Source organism: Pseudomonas sp. YL2 (assembly GCF_023063025.1).
GTDB classification, from domain to species: Bacteria; Pseudomonadota; Gammaproteobacteria; order Pseudomonadales; family Pseudomonadaceae; genus Aquipseudomonas; species Aquipseudomonas putida_A.
On record NZ_JAJSLU010000011.1, the window covers coordinates 1 to 19,767 of the forward strand.

Here is a 19,767-nt window from a genome sequence, read left to right on the forward strand (position 1 = left end):
AACCCCGCAGACATCCATTTGCGTGCGGGCTTCTGTGCATCTGGCCTAAGGCTTACGCCCGGCGCCCATGCATCCGCGCCAGTTGCCGCTCGAGCATCGACGGATACGGCTCCATCAACCGCTCGACACAGCAAGCCCCCTCAGGGCTGGCGATCGGGCGGATCCGCGCACGCTGGCGAATCAGCGCATCGTCTCCGATCTTGCGCTCGACCAGCAGCAGGTTGCGACTGTGTTGCGACAGGGCCAGGGCATCCTGAGCCGAATCGGTCAGCAGCAGGTCGATCTGGCTCAGGCCGAACAACTCGTCGCCCAGGGTCAGGCCCAGTTGCAATTGCAGGGTGATGCCGCTGTCGGCGACTTCGATCTGCAACTGATGGCCCAGCGCCCGCAGCAACTCGCCGCAGCAGATGGCGTTGGTCAGGTAGTCGTCACCGCTGTCTTCGGTGTGGAACAGCATCAGTGTGCTGCCATCGTTCAGGGTTTCGATTTCGCCCTGATACAGCGAAGCGGCCTGATCGAGACAATCGCGATAGCGCTCCAGCAACTCTTCCAGACGGGCACGCGGCAGGCGCCGCAGTTGCTCTTGCGAACCCAGCTGGATCGCCAGCACCGCGCTGTGCTGCGGCACGCTTGGTGTCGCTTTACGCGGCGCCGGAACAGCTTCGGTCAGCGACTCGTCGCGCAGATCGGCAAACGGGTCTTCGTCGTCATCATCGTCTTCAACGGTGCTGACCACGTGGCGCGGCGCCGGTTTTTGCGCGGCCATCGGGCGGGTTTCGTCAAAGCTCGGGTCACGCAGGTTGCGCACTTCGAACTCTGGCTCATCCTCTTCCTCGAACTCGGGTTCCGGCTCTGGCTCAGGTTCAGGCGCAGGCTCCGGAGCGTAGTTGGCGTGCAGCTGACGCGCCAGATCGCCGATTTCGTCCTGACGATCTATGCCCGGCGTGTGTTCGTCGATGCGCCGCAGCCAGACGCGCAATTGCAGCAACGGCGTCGATAGATAGCGCCCCATGCGCAGGCTCAGGGCCAGCGACAGGGCCAGCAGAATCGCACTGAGAATGCCCATGCTCTGCAGGCTGATGGTCATCGGCTGCTGGAACTGATCCATGTCCAGGCTGATGCGCAGTTGCCCGGCAGTCACGTCCTGGAAGGTGATCTTGCTCTCGTACATGCCCTCGGCTTCGCCCAGCAGGCTGTGCTTGGGACGCTGACCGGATTCGGCGAGGATGCGGTTGTCCACGCTATAGATAGCGGCGTGTGCCACCAGCTTGTTCTTGGTCAGGTTGTTGAGCAGCACGTTGAGGCTGAGGATGTCGTTGGACACCAACAGTTCAGTGGCGGAGGTGGCAGTCTGCGTGGTCAGGCTTTCGCCCAGCGCATCGGCCTGCTCGTGCATGGCCTGCTTGAACTGCAAGCCCATCACCCCGGCATAGATCACCAGGGCCAGAGCGACCAGGATCACGTTATGGCTGGCAATGCGCAATGCAATCGGCACACGGCGGTGGCGCAGTGCACGGAAGATCAGCAGGAAGAAGTTATCGGTTTTAACTGGCGTGGGCCGGTTCACTGAGCTCGGCTCTTTTGTCCGTGAAGTTGACGCGCAGTATAGCGACAGGCCCTAGACCGGCAAAGCGCTCGCGGTGCCCGATGGTCACTGAAAGTGGGTAGAATGCGGTTTTTTTCCAGTTGCGGGGGTGCGCGTTGCGCGAAATCGTCCTGATTAACATCACGGGAGTCGACCGTCCGGGTCTGACTGCGGCCATTACCGGCGTTCTGGCACAAGGTGGTGTGAACATTCTCGACATTGGTCAGGCGGTGATCCACGACACCCTGTCGTTCGGCATCCTGGTCGAGATTCCCGACTCCGAGCAAGGCAAAGCCGTGCTCAAGGACATCCTGTTCAAGGGCTACGAGCTCGACCAGCAGGTGCGCTTCACCCCGGTGTCCGAAGAGGATTACCAGCAATGGGTGGGCAATCAGGGCAAAAAACGCCACATCGTCACCCTGTTGACCCGCAAAGTAACCGCCGGCCAATTGCAGGCGGTCAGCTCGATCACCGCCAAATATGGCCTGAACATCGACCATATCGACCGTCTGTCGGGTCGCATGCCGCTGGACACTCCGGCGGACAAGGGCAAGGGCTGCATCGAGTTCTCCGTGCGTGGTGAAGCGGCTGATCCGCAGGCGCTGCGTGCCGAATTCCTCAGCGTTGCGCAGGAGCTGAACGTCGACATCGCCTTCCAGGAAGATTCGCTGTTCCGCCGCAACCGGCGTCTGGCGGTGTTCGACATGGACTCCACGCTGATCGAAGCCGAAGTCATCGACGAACTGGCCAAGGCCGCCGGTGTCGGTGAGCAGGTCTCGGCCATCACCGAGCGCGCGATGGCCGGCGAACTGGACTTCCGCGCCAGCTTCAAAGAGCGCCTGGCGTTGCTCAAAGGTCTGGATGTCAGCGTGCTGGACTCGATCGGCGCTTCGCTGCGCCTGACCGAAGGCGCGGAAACCCTGTTCGCCGAACTCAAGCGCCTGGGCTACAAGACCGCGATCCTGTCCGGCGGCTTCACTTACTTCGCCAAACAGCTGCAGGCCAAACTCGGTATCGACTACGTGTTCGCCAACGAACTGGAAGTGGTCGACGGCAAGTGCACCGGCGTGGCCATCGAGCCGATCGTCGATGCGCAGCGTAAAGCGGATCTGCTGAAGGAACTGGCGCACAAGGAAGGCTTGCGTCTGGAGCAGACCATCGCTGTGGGCGACGGCGCGAATGACCTGCCAATGCTGGCGATTGCCGGGCTGGGTGTGGCGTTCCGCGCCAAGCCGCTGGTCAAGCAGTCGGCGAAGCAGGCGATTTCCACCCTTGGGCTGGATGGTGTGCTGTATCTGCTGGGCTTTCGCGATCGCGATGGGCAGCTCTGAAATCTCGGTTGTCTGAGCGGGCCCTTTCGCGAGCAAGCCCGCTCCCACATTGAACTCGGTCTCCTGTGGGAGCGGGCTTGCTCGCGAAGGGCTCAACCCGATCTAAAGCGACTTCCACAACGAATCGAAATCCTCCTCGCCCCCGCCATGCTGCGCGGCCTCCAGCGAGCGATAGGCAAACTGATTGAAACTGTGCGTACTCGCCACCCGTCGATCCAGCCCGGCGCGGTGTTCTTCGCCGTGGGTGTTGATCAGCACTTTATTGCCTTCCTGAAACGGCAGGCGCGGGGCGAGCAAGGTCGCGGGCAAGTCGATGGCGCTGATCTCCGGTAGCAGCAGACCGCGCAAATACTGACTGTGATCATCTCGCGAGCGCACCAGTTGCAAACCGCAAGGTTCGGCGTGTGGCGCCACCAGTTCTATGCCCATTTGCGGCCCGCTGCCGCGCACCTGACGAATCCAGCGCACCACCGCGATGCTCCAGCCCTGATTCGCACTGTCCTGAATCCCGAGCATTTCCCCGGCCTGCAATTCGACGGGTACTTCGCTTGGCCACGCCAGACAATAGCCGCCGGGACTGTGGTTGATCACCGGCAAGCTGTAGGTCGGGTAGTGCGGAGGGCTGTCCGCGTTGCTCTCGTCTTCGCCCAGATGGTCGTACTGGATTTCTTCGTACGGCAGCAACTCTTCAGTCCCGCCCTGCGGTGCGGCGTCGAAGGCCTGGCTCCAGCTGTCCTTTTCGCCCTGGACCACCACGCGACTGAAATTGGCCGCGCGAGCACCCGGATGTTTCAGCAGTTCGCTGAAGCTGCGTTCGCCGCCCAGGTAAAAGTGCAGGGCGCTCATGCCGACGCACACGGTCAGGCTGCCTTGACCGGCGGTGCGCTGAAAACTGCGCTCGGCGGCCTGGCCCCAACTGGCGTGCAAATGTTGCAGGGTATCGAGGCTCAGTCCTGCCGGGACCGGTAGCGGCGTCGACGTCTCCTGCTGCAGTAAATGCGCTTCGATCATGTTCACCAGCGGTTGCGGATCTAAGCCCAGCAATGCGCCCTGTTGTTCTTTGCGAAACATGCTGCGGTAGCGCGGGCCGGCGTCCAGTTCAGCGCTGATGGCGAACAGTCCATCCTGCGGGCTGCCGGGATGCAGCTTGAGCAGGGCACTCCACGGCTCCAGCACTTCGGCCAGCCGGGCGATCTGGTTCTGGCGCAGTTGATTGCAACGGGCGCTGCCCAGCAGCAGGGCGGCAATGTAGGTCTGTTCCAGGCTCAGTTCGCTGCTCAGGCTCGCCAGATCGTCATGCACCCGACGCTGTTGCAACTGCAAGGCGCAAGCGCAGCGATACAACTGATGCAGCTCGAACCACAGATGTTCCGGCGGCGGACTGTACAACTGCGTCGCCCGCAGCAGTTGCCCCTTGAGCGCATGCGCGGCCCGTTGCAGGGCCTGACTGACCAGCGCCGCCCGCTCTTTGTGGTACTTGGGGACAATGCGCAGAACGATCTGCTTGTAGCCGATAGCCAGATGACTTTGCAGCGCCTGACACAGGTTGCTGATCTTGCGCGAGCGGTCATCGAGCATGATTGCCTGATGCAGGAAGTGCCGCTCCAGATGCTGGCAGACGAAGTAAACCTCAGGGCGCAGCAGTTCGAGGAGTTGCAGGCGATTGTCACTAGGGGTGAGCAATTGGTTAAGTTCGCCCAGGCCTTGGTACAACTGGCGGGCGGTTTCGCCGATGTTGGCCTTGGGCAGGCCGGCGATCCAGCGCTTGAGGTCGCGCGGGGTGGCTTCACAGAACGACAGGCGCGTTTGCGTCGGGATCGGGGCGCGCAGGGAGGGTTGGGGGCGTGACTCACTCATGCCGTGACTGGCTCCAGCGGCGAAATTGGCAACACCAAGAACTCTAGCAGCTGTGGTCTGTTTCGCCGGATGGCGTCAGGCTTTTTGACCGCTGGTCTACTGGCCGGATGCCATTCAACAAGCCCTACTAGTCTCTCAGACGTGCGATCGGAAACGCACGGTTGCACGGCCTGCCGTCAACCTCGGGCAGGTCTCCCGAAACTTCAAGGAGATGAGGTTCATGTCTAAATATGCAGTGGCAAATCAATGGGGCGGTAGTTCGGCACCGTGGCATCCGGGTGGAACCTGGGTGCTGGGCGGGCGGGACAACCAGCAAGTCGTCGCCATCGAGATCAAGTCGGGCGATGGCGGCAAAAGCTTCACCGGCACCATGACTTACGCCGGCGAAGGCCCGATTGGCTTCAAGGCGCAGCGCACCGGTCAGAATCAATACAACGTCGAGAACCAGTGGGGTGGCAATGATGCCCCATGGCATCCGGGTGGCAAGTGGGTGATCGGTGGCCGGGACAATCAGAACGTTGTTGCGTTGAGCGTCACTTCCAGCGATGGAGGGAAAAACCTCAGTGGCACCAATACCTACGCCAACGAAGGGCCGATCGGCTTCCGTGGGCAGATAGAGTAACGGCGCCTCCCAGGTCGTGTCCGCCCCTTCACAGACGTGTGAAAGGGCGGATCAGCCGGCTCAGGCCGTCGGCAGGGCCAGGGCCTGACCCATTTGCACTGGCGAACCCGCCACCAGTTCTTCAGCCCATTTCACTTGATCCGGGCCAAACAGCACGATCGCCGTCGAACCCAGTTTGAAGCGCCCCAGTTCCGCACCTTTTTCCAGATGAATCGGCGCGCGGGCGGCTTCGTCGTAGCGGAAGGTTTTCAGTTCGCGCTTCGGTGGGGTCACCAGACCGGCCCATACGGTTTCGATCGAAGCGACGATCATCGCGCCGACCAGCACCACGGCCATCGGCCCGCGTTCGGTGTCGAAAATGCATGCTACACGCTCGTTGCGGGCGAACAGCTCCGGAACGTTTTCCGCAGTGGTCTGGTTGACCGAGAAGATCCGGCCCGGGATGTAGACCATCTCGCGCAGGGTGCCGGCCAGCGGCATGTGCACGCGGTGGTAATCCTTCGGCGACAGGTAAATGGTGGCGAAGTCGCCGCCCATGAACGGCGCGGCATTCGCAGTGTCACCGCCGAGCAGTTCCAGCACGCTGAAGCTGTGGCCCTTGGCCTGGAACACCCGACCGTGTTCGATCGGGCCGAGCTGGCTGACCGCACCGTCGGCCGGGCTGAGGATCGCGCCCGGAGTCTGATCCAGTGGCCGCGCGCCGTCTTTCAGGGCACGGGTGAAGAACGCGTTGAAGTGCTCGTAGGCGGTCAGGTCTTCGACCAGCGCTTGCGACATGTCCACCTGATAACGCTTGGCGAACCACTGGGTGAAGGCATTCTTGAACCAGCGCACGCGGCATTCGGCGACGCAGCCGGCCAGGCGCGACAGCAGGTGATGAGGCAGCAGGTACTGGCTGAGGATAAACAGACGCTCTTTCATTAGTTGTCCTTAGAACCTTGAATCTCGACAGGCGTGTCAGGGTGGTTGCCCCATTCGCCCCAGGAACCGGCGTAGCCCTTGACCCGCGGATAACCGAGGGACTTGGCCACCAGATAAGTGAAGCCCGACCGGTGATGGGTCTGGCAGTGGGTAATGATTTCTTTGTCCTTGGTGATCCCGAGGTCTTCGAGGATCTGCGGCATGTCCGTGCGAATCCGCAATTGACGCGCCTTGTCCATGCCGGCGGTCCATTCGAAGTTCACCGCGCCGGGGATGTGTCCACCCTTGGCGGCCAGCACTTTCTCACCGGAATATTCCAGCGGCCCGCGTGCGTCCCAGATCGCCAGATCGGCGGCGCCGAGACGGCTTTGCAGGTATTCGCGGGTTGCCGTCGGCTCGTCGTGCAGGGTTAGCGCCACCGGGCCGCCGACCGCAGGCGGAACCTGGATCGACATCGGCATGCCCGCTTCCAGCCACGCCGGCAGACCGCCGTCGAGATAGTGATACTTGTCGTGACCGATCACGTCGAGCAGCCAGATGAAACGCCCGGCCCAGCCACCGCCTTCGTCGTCATAGACCACGTAGACCGCGTCCCGGCGATGGCCTAGCTCACCGAACAACGCCTCCAGATCGGCTTTGGCCGGCAACAGCCCCGGCGCCGGTGGCTGGCCGAGCTGGGTGCGCTTGGGGTCGACAAAACGTGCGCCGGGCAGATGGCCCTCGGTATAGCGGGCGACACTGGTCAGGTCCACCAGAATCAGTTCGCTGGCATCCAGCCGAGGGAGCAGGTCGCTCGGTTCGATGACGAGCGGCAAGCCAGAGAAGTCAGACATGTGAGGTCTCCAGAGCACAAAGGGGGGGATTGTAGCGCAGCCTCATCGGCCACGGCTGCTAAAGCTGTGCAGGGCCTTTTCGATGCACTGTGCGGTCTTGCCAAAGGCTTGCACGCTGATGTCGGCGAACGGCCCACCGCCCTGGTCGGCGACTACGATCATGATCACCCGGCCGTTATTGACCAGCGAACGCAGGAACAGATGCTCGCCACGGAACAGCGCACGCAGGCCCGGCGGCAACAATGCGGAAAACTGTGCGTTGTTCTCGGGGTTGATCCGCACCTGTGCCTGTTGTGCGAGCAGGCGCTGCAAGACTTTGCTCTGACTGACGACAAAATTCAGCGCGGCGGCTTCCTTCGGCAAACCGAAGGTCTGGTTGACCCGCAGATTCGATTGCGTGCGGTCGGCCATCAGAATCATCACCCGGCGCATGCCGCTGGCGACCAGCGCATCACGGGCGGCGACGGTCAGGCTCATGGCATTGGTGAAGCGGCTCGGCTCGGCCAGCAGTTCGGCGCATTGCCGGCGCCATTGAGTCAGATCCTCGGCATTCGGCGCCGCCGCCGGCAGCATCCCGGCCGGCAAGCGATGGGTGCCCCATGGCCATAATAATGAAACGGCCGGGTGCCACAGATCGGGCATGGCATGCTGGCGCGCACTGTTGGCGGCTTGCTGGTGCAACTGCTGCTGCACTTCGTCCATCGAGATTTGCAGATAAAGGCTGGTCAGGTACTGCCAGCGCTCGCTGTGCGGACTGTCCCAGGCCTGTTGTGCCGACAGCGCCAGGCCGTTGGCCAGCAACACGGTGTTGGCCGGCTGGTTGAGCCAGCGGCGCAGGGTCGGATCGTCGTCGAGGCGATTCTGCTGGCGCAACGGATGTTCGCTGTCGCGGGCGATGCGCAGTACTTTCACCAGTTCGCGCTGTTCGCTGAGCAGCAGTTTATAACCCTGCTGCACCCAGATCGGCAGGTGCCAGACCTGTACCAGCGCCTCGGCGATCTTCAGCAGGCGCACACCAAACAGTTGCTTCTCGACCGTGCGCGCCGATTCGCCCTTGTGGATAACCCGCAGCTCCCACTCTTCGAGCAATTCGGGAAACGTCAGCGCCAGCGGCCATAACGGCGACAGAAACAACAGGCTGCCCCAGTGAATGTCCTGCCACAGTCGTGCGAGGCGACTGGCAAAAAAACCGTTGGCCTGTTGTGTTGCGTGCTGGCTGATCATCTGCAGTTGGCGCAAGGCCTTGGGGATCTGCATCTGCGGTTCGACGGGCAGACGTGCGAGCAATTCTTCGGTACGCGCCAGACCCAGACGGTTGATCGCCACCTCGAGATTTTCCGCCGGAGCGGCCATGGTGCCGTGGGTGTGACGATTTGCCTCACGGATGATGCTCAAGGCCAGCGCCGGGCTGTCCTGCATCAGGTCGGCGATATCGCGCAGCGAGCTGCGGTTGTCACGGATCGCCCGGCAAACCTTGTCGTGCGCCTCTTGCGGCACGGGCAGGCGCACGCCATCGAGCAGTTTGACCCAGCCCTCGAGCGTGGTCGGTTTTGCGTGTGGGACGTTCGTTTCATTAGCCATTTCTGGACGAGATCTTCACTGACTGTAGACGCGCCCGGCATGGGCTAAATTGGCTTTTCGCCTGAACTGGCTATAGTCTGGCGCAGTTTTGCCGATAAGTAGAAGAAGAGATTTTTTAACTTCCGAATATGACCTTGAACCCGACTTAAATAAGTACTTTCTACCTATGGCTAAAATTATCGGCATCATCGTCGTATTCGCGAGCGTGCTCGGCGGATACGTGCTCTCCCACGGCAAAATTGCCGCCCTGATCCAGCCCTTCGAGGTGATGATCATCGGTGGTGCGGCCCTCGGTGCATTCCTCCAGGCCAACCCCGGTTACATGACGATGCACGTGCTCAAGAAATCCCTGAGCATGTTCAGTTCGCGCTTCAGCCACACGTTCTATCTGGAAGTGCTCGGCCTGATCTACGAGATCCTCAACAAGAGCCGCCGCGAAGGCATGATGGCCATCGAAGGCGACATCGAAGACGCTGCCGCGAGCCCGATCTTCGCCAAGTACCCGGCCGTGCTCAAAGACGAACGCATGACCGCGTTCATCTGCGATTACCTGCGCATCATGTCCTCCGGCAACATGGCTCCGCATGAGCTGGAAGGCCTGTTCGACATGGAACTCTACAGCCTCAAGGAAGACCTCGAGCACCCGTCCCATGCGGTGAACGGCATCGCCGACGCCATGCCCGGTTTCGGTATCGTCGCGGCGGTACTGGGTATCGTGGTGACCATGGCGTCGCTGGGTGAAGGCGATCAGAAATCCATCGGTCTGCACGTGGGTGCGGCACTGGTCGGTACCTTCTTCGGTATTCTCGCGGCCTACGGTTTCTTCGGGCCGTTGGCGCATTCCCTGGCGCACGATGCCAAGGAAGAACTGAACGTCTACGAAGCCATCAAGGCCTCGCTGGTGGCGTCGGCTTCCGGCATGCCGCCATCGCTGGCCGTGGAGTTCGGGCGCAAGGTTCTGTACCCGGCGCACCGTCCAAGCTTTGCCGAGCTGGAACAAGCCGTTCGCGGTCGCTAAGCCATGGAAAATAATCAGCCGATAATCATCAAGCGCGTCAAGCGCATAGCCGGTGGGCACCACGGCGGGGCGTGGAAAATCGCCTTCGCCGACTTCGCCACGGCGATGATGGCGTTCTTCCTGGTGTTGTGGCTGCTGTCCACTGCAACACCGGAGCAGAAGATCGCCATCGCCGGTTACTTCAAGGACCCGGTCGGCTTCTCCGAAAGTGGCACGCCGTACATCATTGATCTGGGTGGCACGCCGACCCTGGCACCGGAAAACACCCTCAACCCCGAGGTGAAGTCGCAGCCGCAACCGGACAAGGTCACGGTCGACACCGAGCAGGTCGAAGGCATGGCCGAGCAGGTCGAGAAAGAACGCCTGGAGCTGTTGCTGCAAGAACTGCAGAACAAGGTCGACGAGAACCCGCAGCTGCAGAAGTTCAAGGATCAGATCCTGTTCGAGATCACCCCGAACGGCTTGCGCATCCAGATCATGGACGCGGAAAACCGGCCGATGTTCGACTCAGGTTCCGCACGCCTGAAACCGTACTTCGAAGACATCCTGCTGGCCATGGCCGACACCATCAAAGCGGTGCCGAACAAGATCAGCATCAGCGGCCACACCGACGCCAAGCCGTACACCGGCACCGGCGATTTCGGCAACTGGGAACTCTCGGCCAACCGTGCCAACGCCGCGCGGCGTGCGCTGGTGGCAGGCAGCTATCCGGATTCGCAGGTGGCGCGGGTCGTCGGTTATGCCTCGTCGGCGCTGTTCGACAAGGAAAACCCGTTCAACCCGGTCAACCGCCGCATCGACATTGTGGTCCTGACCAAAAAGGCCCAGGCAGCCATCGAAGGTTCGCAAGGTGCCGACGCGGCCAAGCCTGCCGCCGAAGGTCAGAACGGCGCCGCTCCGGCGACGCCGGTCGATCCGAACGCGCTGCCGGCGGATCAGCAACCGGTGCCGGCCCATGAGTTGCGCGAACGTTTGAACCTGTTCGATGACGCCGCACCGAAACCGGCCGCGCCGGGGACTGCGGCGCCAGCGCCAACAGCTCCGCCAGCCGCTGCACCGGCCCCTGCGCCGAAACAGTGAGCGACAAAAAAGCCGACAGTGATGTCGGCTTTTTTGTGGCTGTCGATTGGCCTCAGAAACCGCGCCGAATCCGGTTCTTCAGTTGTTCATGGAAAAGATCGGCGTTGCGCTTATAGGTGCCGCTGAAGGATTCGTTGCTCGAATCCAGCGTCATCGAGCGCTTGCTCGATACTTCTTCACGATAGGCATCGATGAAGAAATTCAGATCACTGGCCGTGCTCAGCTTCGGCCACTTGTCCAGATACTCCGGCAACTTTGCCTGCCCGGTGCGGAACGAGCAGATCCGGCGATTGCTGATCGTCGCTTCGCCGATTTCGAACGGCACCCACCACGACAGTGCGGTTTTCTCCGAAACCACCGCCAGCAGGTGCGTGCATTCGGTGATGTTGCGGGTGATCACCCCGGTGATGTCGTCGGTGGTCTGCGACTCCGGGTCGAGTACGTCGAGGTAAGTCTTGATGTTGGCCTGCATCAATTGCGCATTGATCGCCATGGCCTGCGGGCGATCCATGTGGCGGTAGCTGATGAATACGGGCATCAGAAGTGTCCTTTGAGGGCGAGTTCACGGTAATAGGCGCCGAGCGCCGTGAGGCGGCAGCCAGTGGAGTTAATGGCGGCGTAGTACATGTGCTCGGCATCCACCGGTTCGATCAGGCTGTGGCGATTGCACATTTGCAGTTGCTTGAAAATGTCGCCGTGCTCGGGGTCGAACAGCGCTTCGGTGGGCTCGTAGCTGGGATCGAGTCTGAAAACGAAGCTCGGCTCCGGGAACCAGTCCTTGAGTTTGCGCAAGGTTTCCTCGGCAATCAGCGGCGCGACTTCGCGCAGCGGTACGAACTGCGAGACATTGGTCTTGAACACCGGACGCTGTTCCCAGGCGCCCAGCGCATTGTCGACAAACGAGTAAACGCTACCGGGGGTGACCTTGCCGAGTACGTTGGCAGCGCCACCGTGCAGCGCTTGCAGCAACAGATCCGTGAATACGCCATGACCGCGACTTTCCAGGGCGTACTGCTCTTTTTTGCAGGCCGTGAGAATGGTCACGCCTTCGCCGATCACACTGCTGCCGCCACGCAGATTGCGCATGGCGCCTGCTGCGCCGGCCTGGCAGCAATCGAGAATGATGATTTTGTTCTTGATGTGCGGGGCCTTGTCCGCCCACTCCAGAATGTCGCTGATGCGGATCCCGTCTCCGCCAGGCTGATAGTCCTGGGGAATCAGGAGTCCTTCGTCGATGCTGGTGTCAAACTGACCATGGCCGGCGAAGTACAGCAGTGCCACGTCACAATCGCCTGAGAACAGGCTCTGGATCTGCTGTTTCATGTGGCTGAGCGTGAGTTTTTCTTCGGCTGAAGTCAGCACTTTGCTGCTGAAGTTCGGTCGCCCGTTGGCATGACGCTCCAGCACCGACGCCATGGCCATGGCGTCGTTGTTACAGCCGCTCAAGGGCGAGACGTGGTCGTAGTGGTTGATGCCGATAAACAGTCCCTTGCGCATGGTTACACCGCCGTGTGCTGACGGATCGCACCGATGATGCTGTTGGTGTTCCACGCGCACTCGGCGTGCGCCGCGTCACGCACGACGCTGGAAATACGCTCGGCGCCGAACGGCTTGATCGCGATGATCACTTTGCCCATGCGCTTGGCGATCTCGATTTCCTTGTTGATCCACTTGCTGTAAGTCGAATACATCCCGGCCATGATCAGCACCGCCGAGCACGGACGAATCTTGTTCTCGATGGCTTCTTCGAGTTGCTTGTCGGTCTGCGCGCCCATGATCGGGTTGTGCGGCGGCACGGAAAAATTCTTGAAACTGAAATCCGGTCTGGCGCCGAGCAGGCGTACCAGATTGTCGTGAGCGTGGGCGTAGTTCCACGAATGGCTGATGAACAAATGGTAGGTCTGCATGGGGTTCCTCGAAGGTCGCGAAGGTGCGAAGGAGGACCCCAATCTAGGCATCTGACGCGAGCCTACAAGGGCTGGGCGGTGAAAGAGAAATGTCCTGCAAACAGGTGCGAACGAGTCTGTCAGAAGAGTCTGACGTTTAACGGAATCGAGGATTTGTCAGGCGCGGTCCGACATCCGGCAGCCCTCGGGCGAGAGGCTGCCGGTGCAGATGTTTAGTAGCCGTTTTCCGGCAGGCTGGCGATGATCGAGCGGTAGCTGTTCATCCGCTGCTGCTGCACGCGGCCGTCTTCCAGGGCCTTGAGCAGTGCGCAACCGGGTTCGCGATCATGCTTGCAGTCGCGGAAGCGGCAGGTGCCGAGCAGGTCGTTGAACTCGATGAAACCGGCTTCGACGTCGGCGCGGCTGACGTGGCCCAGACCGAACTCACGGATACCCGGGGAGTCGATCAACTCGCCGCCGCCCGGGAAGTGGAACAGGCGTGCGGTGGTCGTGGTGTGCGTGCCCTGACCGGACAGCTCCGACAACGGGCCGACGCGGGTCTCGACTTCCGGCAGCAGGCTGTTGACCAGCGACGACTTGCCGACGCCGGACTGGCCGACGAACACGCTGATGCGCCCGTCGAGCTGCTTCTGCAACTGTTCCATGCCATTGCCGTGATGCGCCGAGACTTCCAGCACCGGATAACCCAGCGTGCGGTACACCGCCAGCAGGGCGTTGAGTGCCGGGGCGTTCTGCTCGTCGATCAGGTCGAACTTGTTCAGCAACAGCAATGGGCGGATGCCGGCGTGTTCGGCAGCGACCAGGTAGCGGTCGATCAGGTTGGCATGCGGCTCGGGCAGCGGTGCGAAGACGATGACGATCATGTCGACGTTGGCGGCCACTGGCTTGAGCTGGCCTCGGCTGTCGGGGCGGCAGAGTTCGGTGGTGCGCGGCAGTTGCGCGACGATCACCCCGATGCCTTGGTTGCCGGCGCGCCAGACCACCCGATCACCGGTTACCAGCGCCGGCAGGTTGGCGCGCAGGTGGCAACGGAAAACCTGGCCGGCCTGTTCGCCGTCCACGGCCTCGACTTCGACCTGCACACCGAAGTGGGCGATCACCAGACCGTGCTGCTCGGGGCCGAGGTCGCCGCCCTCGAGGGCTTCGACCGCCGAGGACTCGCGTTTGGCGGCGCGGGCGGCGCGCTCGCCCTGAATCTTTTCGATGCGCCAGTTTTGACGACGATTGAGTTGGCGTTTGGCCATGGGTGTTCCGTCTGAAGAATGCAGCGATTAGGTAAAACGGCCGCGAGTTTAGCACGCCCGGGCACCGGCCTAGGCTAAACTGCGCAGCATTGCCTAGGAGCCCGAATATGCAAAACCCGCAGAACCTGATCTGGATCGACCTGGAAATGACCGGTCTGGATCCGGAAAACGACGTCATCATCGAAATGGCCACCATCGTCACCGACAGTGACCTGAACACCCTGGCCGAAGGCCCGGTGATCGCCATTCACCACAGTGACGAAGTGCTCGCCCGCATGGACGAGTGGAACACCCGCACCCACGGCAACTCGGGCCTGACCCAGCGCGTGCGTGACAGCCGTATCAGCATGGCCGAGGCCGAGGCCGAAACCATCGCTTTCCTGGAAAAGTGGGTGCCAAAAGGCAAGTCGCCGATCTGCGGCAACAGCATCTGCCAGGATCGTCGCTTCCTTTATACCCACATGAAGGCACTGGAAAGCTACTTCCACTACCGCAACCTCGACGTGTCGACGCTCAAAGAGCTGGCCGCACGCTGGGCACCGGACGTGCGCGACAGCTTCAAGAAGGGCAGCACTCACCTGGCGCTGGACGACATCCGCGAATCGATCGCCGAGCTGCAGCACTACCGTAAGCACTTCATCAAATTCTGATTGAGGGGTGTCTGCCCTGACGTCTTCGCGAGCAAGCCCGCTCCCACCATTTGGAATGCGTTCCCCCTGTGGGAGCGGGCTTGCTCGCGAAGAGGGCGTCAGAGTCCCGTAAGATTCAAGTCAGAAATGCATCCCGGAGCGCGCCCCCTTCTGGTGCGGCGCTGAAATGGCTAGACTGCGCGCCTTCCTGCCAGGACCGCCGCCATGTTGCTGATGCTCTATCTGATCGCCATTACCGCTGAAGCCATGACCGGCGCGCTGTCTGCCGGACGGCGCGGCATGGACTGGTTCGGGGTGGTGTTGATCGCCTGCGTCACGGCATTGGGCGGCGGTTCGGTGCGCGATGTGTTACTCGGGCATTATCCGCTGACGTGGGTCAAGCACCCGGAATACCTGGTGCTGACCTCGGCCGCCGCGATGCTCACTGTATTCACCGCACGCTGGATGCGTCATCTGCGCTCACTGTTTCTGGTGCTCGATGCGGTCGGTCTGGTGGCGTTCACCCTGATCGGCTGCATGACCGCTCTGGAAATGGGCCACGGCATGCTGGTGGCCTCGGTCAGCGGTGTGATCACCGGCGTCTTCGGCGGCATCCTGCGCGACATCTTCTGCAACGACATCCCGCTGATCTTCCGCCGCGAACTGTACGCCAGCGTCTCGTTCGCCGCCGCGTGGTGCTACATGCTCTGCCTGTACCTGAATGTGCCGAGCGAACAGGCGATTCTGATTACCTTGTTCGGCGGTTTTCTGTTGCGGTTGCTGGCAATCCGTTTCCACTGGGAAATGCCCAAGTTCGTTTATAACGACGCACCTTGACCTCACGCTGGCGGGCGAGTGGAAATATTCTGTCGGGAATGTTGAATAGATGCCGCGCCTCTAAATAGGGTAAAAAATAAAGCCTAAAAGGGGTATTTTGTCCTGAAATACCCTATTTAAGTCTTTTTACCTCATTTAGACGGCTGCCTGAATCATGCACTCACTCACCCCGGAATTTCTTGACGCCTTGCGCTTCGACGGTCTTCAGATTGCGACGCTTCGTGCATTGGGAGAGTTTCGGGGTAAGCAACAACTGTTCGTTGCTCAATCGCCGCAGGTCCTCCAAGGGCTTACGCAGATAGCCGTAATCGAATCCACGGAGTCATCTAACCGACTGGAGGGTGTAACTGTCGCGCCAGCGCGGCTGAAGTCACTGATGAGCAAAAACACTGATCCCAAGAGCCGATCCGAACAGGAAATTGCTGGCTATCGGGACGCACTGTCACTCATCCATGAATCTGCCGATGGGATGCCATTTTCCGAAGGTGTTCTTAGACAATTACACAGTCTTCTTTACCGCTATCTACCTCAGGATGGTGGTGAATGGAAGGCGATGAACAACGACATCATCGAGCGTCATGCCGATGGTTCATCGCGGATTCGCTTCCAACCTGTTCCTGCTCATATGACCCCTATTGCGGTGACTGAAACCCTGGGGCATTACCACCGGGCGCTGGCATTGAATCTGGCTGACCCTTTGGTTTTAGTGCCGCTTACGGTCCTCGACTTCCTTTGCATACACCCCTTCTCTGACGGAAATGGTCGCGTCGCTCGTCTGCTGACATTGCTGCTGCTCTATCAATTTGATTACCGAGTCGGGCGATTTATCAGTCTTGAACGGATATTCGAGGAGTCAAAGGAGGGCTATTACGCAACACTCGAACTGAGTTCTCAGGGATGGCACGAGGGCACGCATGATGTTCGGCCATGGATGGATTATTTTTGGGGGGCATTGCTTAGAGCGTACAAAGAGTTCGAAGAGCGAGTGGGTACGATTGAGAAGCGTCGAGGGGGTAAAAGCGACCGAATCAGAGACGAAGCCTTGAAGCGAGTCCTCCCTTTTTCCATCTCGGAAATTGAAGAGTCCTGTCCGGGAGTCAGTCGCGATACAGTGCGCCTGGTTTTACGATCACTGAAAGCAGAAGGGCTGATTGAGCCGACAGGTAAGGGGCGCACAGCCAAGTGGAGAAAGCCGGCATAGCCTCAAGTACGGCGTTCAGCGTGCTGTTTCAGCGCCCACTCAACATGTTCACGCACCAGCTCTGATGGGTAGTCACGGCGCGCCTTCAAGGCCTCCAGCACCGGAATGCTCGACGGCGCGTTGCCCAGCCCGACCGCCAGATTGCGTAGCCAGCGCTCGTAACCGGCACGGCGCAGCGGTGAGCCTTCGGTGCTGCTGAGAAATTTATCCTCGTCCCACAGAAACAGTTCCGCCAGTTCGGCGTTGTCCAGGTTGTGCCGTGGCTTGAAATCGCTTTCCCCGGATGGCTTGGCGAAGCGGTTCCACGGGCAGACGATCTGGCAGTCGTCGCAGCCGAACACGCGGTTGCCGATCAGCGGGCGCAGGTCTTCGGGGATGGCGTTTTTCAGTTCGATGGTCAGGTAGGAGATGCAGCGTCGGGCGTCCAGCACATACGGGCCGACGAAGGCGTTGGTCGGGCAGATGTCCAGGCACGCCGTGCAGCGCCCGCAATGTTCGCTGCTGTGCGGTTCGTCCACCGGCAGCGGCAGATCGACGAACAGTTCGCTCAAGAAGAAATAGCTGCCGGCCTTGCGGTTCAGCACCAGGGTATTTTTGCCGATCCAGCCCAGCCCGGCCTGCTCGGCGATGGCTTTTTCCAGCACCGGGGCGCTGTCGACGAAAGCGCGAAAACCGAACGGGCCGATCTCCGATTGAATCCTGTCGGCCAATTGCTGCACACGTTTACGGATCAATTTGTGGTAATCGCGGCCCAAGGCATAACGCGAAACGTAGGCTTTCTCCGGTTGGGCGAGCATTTGCGCCATTTGCGTGTCGCCGGGCAGGTAGTCCATGCGCAGCGAAACCACGCGTAACGTACCCGGAACCAGTTGCTCCGGATGCGAGCGTTTGCTGCCGTGGGCGCCCATGTAATCCATTTCGCCGTGGTAGCCGGCGGCGAGCCAGCGCTCCAGGTGCTGCTCATGCTCGGCCAGGTCCAGACCGCTGATGCCGACTTGCTGGAAGCCCAGCTCGCGGCCCCAATCCTTGATCGATTGGGCGAGGGCGGGCAGATCTGTGGTGATGGCGGACATGAGGCGAGAGAAACCGGAGCTGAGGTGCGTATAATTCTGCCAGACATCGGAGCCCGAAGACGCATGCCGCACACGAAAGATCAATTACCCGACGCGCTGTATGGCGCCGCACAGGTGCGAGCACTCGATGCGCGGCTGATCGCTGCGGGCACGCCGGGCTTCGAATTGATGCAGCGCGCCGCGCACGCGACCTGGCGTGCATTGGTGCGGCAATGGCCGTCGGCGAGCGAAATGACTGTGCTTGCCGGGCATGGCAACAACGCCGGTGATGGTTTTCTGATCGCCACACTGGCGCACCGGGCCGGGTGGGCGGTGCGGGTGCTGGCCGTCGGTGATCCGCAACGTTTGCAGGGCGATGCAGCACAGGCTTACGCGCAGGCCATCAACGATGGCGTCGCCGTGCAGGGTTGGACTTCGCAAAGCGAGCTGCGCGGGGTGATTGTCGATGCCTTGCTCGGCACCGGGCTGGCCGGCGATGTCCGTGAGCCGTATGCCGCTGCGATCAAGGCGATCAATGCCAGTGGCCTGCCGGTGGTGGCGGTGGATATTCCTTCCGGGCTGTCTGCCGATACTGGACATGTCCTCGGCATTGCGGTTCACGCTGACCTTACCGTGACTTTCATCGGCTTGAAGCTCGGCCTGTTCACCGGGGATGCGGCGGATCAGGTCGGGGCGTTGGTGTTTAACGATCTACAAGCCGCCGCCGACATCTACCGTGACATTCCTGTCAGCGCTCTGCGTCTCTCGGCGGCTAATCTTCCACGATTGGCCCCGCGTGCGCCCGCGGCACACAAAGGGCGCTTCGGGCATTTGCTGCTGATCGGTGGCGATCAGGGTTTTGGCGGGGCGATTCTGCTCAGTAGCGAAACGGCCTTGCGCAGCGGCGCGGGCATGGTGTCGCTGGCAACCCGTGCGGAACATGTCCCGGCAGCGCTGACGCGGATGCCGGAAGTCATGGTGCTCGGCACGTCGTCGGCCAATCAGTTGATGGGGCTGCTGGAAAAGGTTTCGGTGCTGGTGGTTGGTCCGGGACTCGGACAGGCGAGTTGGGGGCGGGCACTGTTGTCCGCTGCCGCCAATGCGCCGCTGCCACAGGTTTGGGACGCCGACGCATTGAATCTGCTGGCGAGCGGATTTGTCAGTCTGCCCAAGGAATGCGTGATCACCCCGCATCCGGGCGAGGCGGCACGCCTGCTGGGTGTGAGTACCGCTGAGGTGCAGGCAGATCGCCCGGCCGCCGCGCGGGCGTTGAGCAAAAAATACTCGGCCGTCGTCGTGCTCAAAGGCGCCGGCAGCCTGATCGCCCACCCCGATGGGCGTCTGGCGCTGTGTCATCAAGGCCATCCGGCCATGGCCACCGCCGGCCTGGGCGACGTACTCGCCGGCTTGACTGGCGCGTTGTTGGCCCAAGGCATGGATGGCTTCGATGCCGCGTGCCTGGCAGTCTGGCTGCACGCCAATGCCGGCGCGCAACAAGGTAAATTCGGCCGTGGACTGGCGGCCAGTGATCTGATTCCAGTCATTCGTCAGTTGTTGGAGGAGCATGCACCGTGTCTGAAGTAACCCTGTACCTGGCCGATGAACAGGCCATGAGCGACTTTGGCGCACGGATCGCCCGCGTTACCCAGGGTCACGGCCTGATTTTCCTGGAAGGCAATCTGGGCATGGGCAAAACCACCCTGTCGCGGGGCATCATTCGTGGGCTGGGGCACGTTGGCGCGGTAAAAAGTCCGACCTTCACCCTGGTCGAACCCTACGAGATCGGCGACGTGCGCGCCTTCCACTTCGACCTGTATCGCCTGGTCGATCCGGAGGAGCTGGAGTTCCTCGGCATCCGCGACTATTTCGAAGACGACGCACTGTGCCTGATCGAGTGGCCCGATAAAGGTGCAGGCTTTTTGCCAAAGCCTGACCTGACCATTACCATTAGCCCGCAAGACAGCGGGCGTTCGCTGAAAATTTTATCCCAGGGCTCGCGTGGCGAGGCCTGGTGTGCCGCTTTGGCATTGGAATCCAATTAAATGATGGGGTTAGGTATGCGCTTTCGC

The 19,767-nt window shown here is 61.2% G+C and carries 19 protein-coding genes; 9 read left to right on the plus strand and 10 right to left on the minus strand.

What is annotated here, in order from left to right:
* Positions 1-52 precede the first annotated feature (52 nt).
* Positions 53-1,567: an AhpA/YtjB family protein gene (locus LVD08_RS16500; RefSeq protein WP_247268681.1), complete on the minus strand. Its 1,515-nt coding sequence runs from the start codon at positions 1,565-1,567 to the stop codon at positions 53-55.
* A gap of 134 nt (positions 1,568-1,701) precedes the next feature.
* Here LVD08_RS16500 and serB point away from each other — a divergent pair, with 134 nt between their 5' ends.
* Complete coding sequence (gene serB, locus LVD08_RS16505) at positions 1,702-2,916, plus strand: phosphoserine phosphatase SerB (protein WP_007967407.1); 1,215 nt, start codon at positions 1,702-1,704, stop codon at positions 2,914-2,916.
* A gap of 102 nt (positions 2,917-3,018) precedes the next feature.
* On the opposite strand, the gene LVD08_RS16510 is transcribed toward serB, so the two are convergent.
* Entirely contained in the window at positions 3,019-4,773 is a 1,755-nt protein-coding gene (locus LVD08_RS16510; RefSeq protein ID WP_247268682.1) for a molecular chaperone, read from the minus strand.
* A gap of 220 nt (positions 4,774-4,993) precedes the next feature.
* Here LVD08_RS16510 and LVD08_RS16515 point away from each other — a divergent pair, with 220 nt between their 5' ends.
* The gene (locus LVD08_RS16515; RefSeq protein WP_027611401.1) at positions 4,994-5,395 is read left to right on the plus strand and encodes a lectin OAA family protein; all 402 of its coding nucleotides are present in this window, start codon (positions 4,994-4,996) and stop codon (positions 5,393-5,395) included.
* A 60-nt stretch (positions 5,396-5,455) separates the two neighbouring features.
* On the opposite strand, the gene asd is transcribed toward LVD08_RS16515, so the two are convergent.
* From asd to LVD08_RS16530, 3 genes are read right to left on the minus strand one after another with little or no spacing between them, the layout of a single operon-like run.
* Positions 5,456-6,316: an archaetidylserine decarboxylase gene (gene asd / locus LVD08_RS16520; RefSeq protein ID WP_027611402.1), complete on the minus strand. Its 861-nt coding sequence runs from the start codon at positions 6,314-6,316 to the stop codon at positions 5,456-5,458.
* Positions 6,316-7,149, minus strand: coding sequence for a thiosulfate sulfurtransferase (rhdA, locus tag LVD08_RS16525; RefSeq protein ID WP_247268683.1), 834 nt, complete (start codon positions 7,147-7,149; stop codon positions 6,316-6,318). Before rhdA ends, asd begins: the two co-directional genes overlap by 1 nt.
* A gap of 42 nt (positions 7,150-7,191) precedes the next feature.
* Positions 7,192-8,730: an HDOD domain-containing protein gene (locus tag LVD08_RS16530; RefSeq protein ID WP_098966923.1), complete on the minus strand. Its 1,539-nt coding sequence runs from the start codon at positions 8,728-8,730 to the stop codon at positions 7,192-7,194.
* A gap of 166 nt (positions 8,731-8,896) precedes the next feature.
* Between LVD08_RS16530 and motA the strand changes: the two genes are divergently transcribed.
* Positions 8,897-9,748: a flagellar motor stator protein MotA gene (gene motA / locus LVD08_RS16535; RefSeq protein WP_007952169.1), complete on the plus strand. Its 852-nt coding sequence runs from the start codon at positions 8,897-8,899 to the stop codon at positions 9,746-9,748.
* A gap of 3 nt (positions 9,749-9,751) precedes the next feature.
* Positions 9,752-10,828, plus strand: coding sequence for a flagellar motor protein MotB (motB, locus tag LVD08_RS16540; protein WP_097089862.1), 1,077 nt, complete (start codon positions 9,752-9,754; stop codon positions 10,826-10,828).
* A gap of 52 nt (positions 10,829-10,880) precedes the next feature.
* On the opposite strand, the gene LVD08_RS16545 is transcribed toward motB, so the two are convergent.
* The 4 genes from LVD08_RS16545 to rsgA all read right to left on the minus strand — a co-directional run bounded on the left by LVD08_RS16545 (position 10,881) and on the right by rsgA (position 13,979).
* Positions 10,881-11,366 carry a toll/interleukin-1 receptor domain-containing protein gene (locus LVD08_RS16545; protein ID WP_247268684.1) on the minus strand — a complete coding sequence of 162 codons (486 nt, stop codon included), beginning with the start codon at positions 11,364-11,366 and terminating at the stop codon, positions 10,881-10,883.
* A complete protein-coding gene (locus tag LVD08_RS16550; RefSeq protein WP_027611407.1) occupies positions 11,366-12,325 on the minus strand; it encodes a caspase family protein in 960 nt (319 codons plus the stop codon). Before LVD08_RS16550 ends, LVD08_RS16545 begins: the two co-directional genes overlap by 1 nt.
* A gap of 2 nt (positions 12,326-12,327) precedes the next feature.
* Positions 12,328-12,735: a TIR domain-containing protein gene (locus tag LVD08_RS16555; protein ID WP_103368233.1), complete on the minus strand. Its 408-nt coding sequence runs from the start codon at positions 12,733-12,735 to the stop codon at positions 12,328-12,330.
* Positions 12,736-12,947: 212 nt separating this feature from the next.
* A complete protein-coding gene (gene rsgA / locus LVD08_RS16560; RefSeq protein ID WP_123585491.1) occupies positions 12,948-13,979 on the minus strand; it encodes a small ribosomal subunit biogenesis GTPase RsgA in 1,032 nt (343 codons plus the stop codon).
* Positions 13,980-14,086: 107 nt separating this feature from the next.
* On the opposite strand from rsgA, the gene orn reads away from it, so the two are divergent.
* From orn to LVD08_RS16575, 3 genes are all read left to right on the plus strand, one after another.
* Entirely contained in the window at positions 14,087-14,629 is a 543-nt protein-coding gene (gene orn, locus LVD08_RS16565; protein WP_003221098.1) for an oligoribonuclease, read from the plus strand.
* A 204-nt stretch (positions 14,630-14,833) separates the two neighbouring features.
* A complete protein-coding gene (locus LVD08_RS16570; RefSeq protein WP_003221099.1) occupies positions 14,834-15,445 on the plus strand; it encodes a trimeric intracellular cation channel family protein in 612 nt (203 codons plus the stop codon).
* Between the two features lie 154 nt (positions 15,446-15,599).
* Complete coding sequence (locus tag LVD08_RS16575; RefSeq protein WP_027611410.1) at positions 15,600-16,646, plus strand: Fic family protein; 1,047 nt, start codon at positions 15,600-15,602, stop codon at positions 16,644-16,646.
* A gap of 2 nt (positions 16,647-16,648) precedes the next feature.
* Here LVD08_RS16575 and queG read toward each other — a convergent pair whose 3' ends face one another.
* Positions 16,649-17,719 (minus strand): tRNA epoxyqueuosine(34) reductase QueG, encoded by a 1,071-nt coding sequence (gene queG / locus LVD08_RS16580; RefSeq protein WP_247268685.1) that lies wholly within the window; start codon positions 17,717-17,719, stop codon positions 16,649-16,651.
* Positions 17,720-17,782: 63 nt separating this feature from the next.
* Between queG and LVD08_RS16585 the strand changes: the two genes are divergently transcribed.
* Complete coding sequence (locus LVD08_RS16585) at positions 17,783-19,282, plus strand: NAD(P)H-hydrate dehydratase (protein WP_247268686.1); 1,500 nt, start codon at positions 17,783-17,785, stop codon at positions 19,280-19,282.
* Complete coding sequence (gene tsaE, locus LVD08_RS16590; RefSeq protein ID WP_007967425.1) at positions 19,270-19,740, plus strand: tRNA (adenosine(37)-N6)-threonylcarbamoyltransferase complex ATPase subunit type 1 TsaE; 471 nt, start codon at positions 19,270-19,272, stop codon at positions 19,738-19,740. The genes LVD08_RS16585 and tsaE overlap by 13 nt, the downstream gene beginning before the upstream one ends.
* Positions 19,741-19,767: the final 27 nt, after the last annotated feature.

Excerpts from the sequence above, each read along its gene's own strand:
- LVD08_RS16510 (WP_247268682.1), bottom strand. The coding sequence starts at position 4,773 with ATGAGTGAGTCACGCCCCCAACCCTCCCTGCGCGCCCCGATCCCGACG.
- LVD08_RS16515 (WP_027611401.1), top strand. The coding sequence starts at position 4,994 with ATGTCTAAATATGCAGTGGCAAATCAATGGGGCGGTAGTTCGGCACCG.
- asd (WP_027611402.1), bottom strand. The coding sequence starts at position 6,316 with ATGAAAGAGCGTCTGTTTATCCTCAGCCAGTACCTGCTGCCTCATCAC.
- rhdA (WP_247268683.1), bottom strand. The coding sequence starts at position 7,149 with ATGTCTGACTTCTCTGGCTTGCCGCTCGTCATCGAACCGAGCGACCTG.
- LVD08_RS16530 (WP_098966923.1), bottom strand. The coding sequence starts at position 8,730 with ATGGCTAATGAAACGAACGTCCCACACGCAAAACCGACCACGCTCGAG.
- motA (WP_007952169.1), top strand. The coding sequence starts at position 8,897 with ATGGCTAAAATTATCGGCATCATCGTCGTATTCGCGAGCGTGCTCGGC.
- motB (WP_097089862.1), top strand. The coding sequence starts at position 9,752 with ATGGAAAATAATCAGCCGATAATCATCAAGCGCGTCAAGCGCATAGCC.
- LVD08_RS16545 (WP_247268684.1), bottom strand. The coding sequence starts at position 11,366 with ATGCCCGTATTCATCAGCTACCGCCACATGGATCGCCCGCAGGCCATG.
- LVD08_RS16550 (WP_027611407.1), bottom strand. The coding sequence starts at position 12,325 with ATGCGCAAGGGACTGTTTATCGGCATCAACCACTACGACCACGTCTCG.
- LVD08_RS16555 (WP_103368233.1), bottom strand. The coding sequence starts at position 12,735 with ATGCAGACCTACCATTTGTTCATCAGCCATTCGTGGAACTACGCCCAC.
- rsgA (WP_123585491.1), bottom strand. The coding sequence starts at position 13,979 with ATGGCCAAACGCCAACTCAATCGTCGTCAAAACTGGCGCATCGAAAAG.
- orn (WP_003221098.1), top strand. The coding sequence starts at position 14,087 with ATGCAAAACCCGCAGAACCTGATCTGGATCGACCTGGAAATGACCGGT.
- LVD08_RS16570 (WP_003221099.1), top strand. The coding sequence starts at position 14,834 with ATGTTGCTGATGCTCTATCTGATCGCCATTACCGCTGAAGCCATGACC.
- LVD08_RS16575 (WP_027611410.1), top strand. The coding sequence starts at position 15,600 with ATGCACTCACTCACCCCGGAATTTCTTGACGCCTTGCGCTTCGACGGT.
- queG (WP_247268685.1), bottom strand. The coding sequence starts at position 17,719 with ATGTCCGCCATCACCACAGATCTGCCCGCCCTCGCCCAATCGATCAAG.
- LVD08_RS16585 (WP_247268686.1), top strand. The coding sequence starts at position 17,783 with ATGCCGCACACGAAAGATCAATTACCCGACGCGCTGTATGGCGCCGCA.